Source organism: Arhodomonas sp. KWT (assembly GCF_010993615.1).
Window position 1 is genome coordinate 1 of sequence record NZ_WNXE01000536.1, and the last position, 1,106, is coordinate 1,106.

General features: G+C 67.2%; 2 protein-coding genes. Both read left to right on the forward strand.

Annotation, left to right across the window (positions count from 1 at the left end; all coding sequences use genetic code 11):
* Positions 1-234 precede the first annotated feature (234 nt).
* A complete protein-coding gene (locus tag G7A99_RS20505) occupies positions 235-465 on the forward strand; it encodes a nucleotidyltransferase domain-containing protein (protein ID WP_240466364.1) in 231 nt (76 codons plus the stop codon).
* Between the two features lie 100 nt (positions 466-565).
* On the forward strand, positions 566-1,060 hold the full coding sequence (locus tag G7A99_RS20510; RefSeq protein WP_163143714.1) for a hypothetical protein: 495 nt from the start codon (positions 566-568) through the stop codon (positions 1,058-1,060).
* The last annotated feature ends 46 nt before the right edge of the window (positions 1,061-1,106 follow it).

A 1,106-nucleotide genomic window follows, 5' to 3' on the forward strand; every position in this document is an offset into this window, starting at 1 on the left:
CGACGTCCTCAATGACCGAGCCGGAATGTCGCACGCCTGCGGCGCACGACCTACCGCACAGGCCCGGCGGTGGCAGGCCACGTAGGTTGGCTGCTCCCGGCAGCCAACATCCCGTCCTGCGGCGCTGGCAGCGCCGACTGCCTTGATAGATCGGGGAGACGCGACACGCCTGCCCGATGCGATTCCCTTCGGGACAACGCCCCCACCGGCGCATGCCGGGTTACCATCTGTTAAATGGTCAACGGAGCACATCCGGAGGTCTACGCCTTGCGTCTGTCAGACGACACAGTGGCCCTGATTCGCAGGGTCGTCCGCGAAGAGGCCGGCCCCAATGCCCGGGTGCTCCTGTTTGGTTCACGATTACGGGACGAGCGTCGCGGCGGGGACATCGATCTGCTGGTCGAGGTCGACACGCCGCGGTCGAGAACCCGGCGTGGCTTGTCGCCGGCATTTCCGGCCGCCTGACTCGACTCACCGGCGGGCGCGAGGTCGACGTCGTGCTCAGCGCCCCCAATCTGCAGCGCAGCACCATTCATGCGCGGGCAGCGAACGAAGGGCGACAGCTATGACGACCCGGCCGGACAATATCGAGCGCCTTCAATTCCTCGCCCGGGTCGTCCAGCGGGAAAGCGACCACCTTGCAACGACTGACCGCCGCGTGTTCGACAGACCCTTCTCCACGGAGCGGGCACGCGATCTCGACAACGACATCGACGAGGCCGAACGCGTGGAGGCGTTCGTCAGCCGTTTCGCGCGCCTGCAGGACACGCTCGGCGACAAACTGCTCCCCGCCTATCTCGCCGCCCTGGGGGAGCGCAAAGGAGCACTCCTGGATAACCTCGACCGGGCCGAGCGACTTGAGCTGGTCCCATCGGCGGACGAATGGTTCCGCCTTCGCAAGCGCCGCAACCCGATGGTGGACGAATACACCGAGGACGCCGCCATACTCGCCAGCGCCCTCCAGACCGGCCACGAATTCGTCTCCACGCTGACGAACACCGCTACCCGCCTGCTCCAGGCGCTGGCCGGCCGCGGCTGGCTCAGCGATGGGCCTCCTTGACGCTGGGCACGGCGCTGTTGAACCGGATCCCCATGCCCGAGGCACG

What these genes read in the sequence shown, in the direction of transcription:
- G7A99_RS20505 (WP_240466364.1), top strand. Translation starts at nt 235, where the DNA reads ATGGTCAACGGAGCACATCCGGAGGTCTACGCCTTGCGTCTGTCAGAC.
- G7A99_RS20510 (WP_163143714.1), top strand. Translation starts at nt 566, where the DNA reads ATGACGACCCGGCCGGACAATATCGAGCGCCTTCAATTCCTCGCCCGG.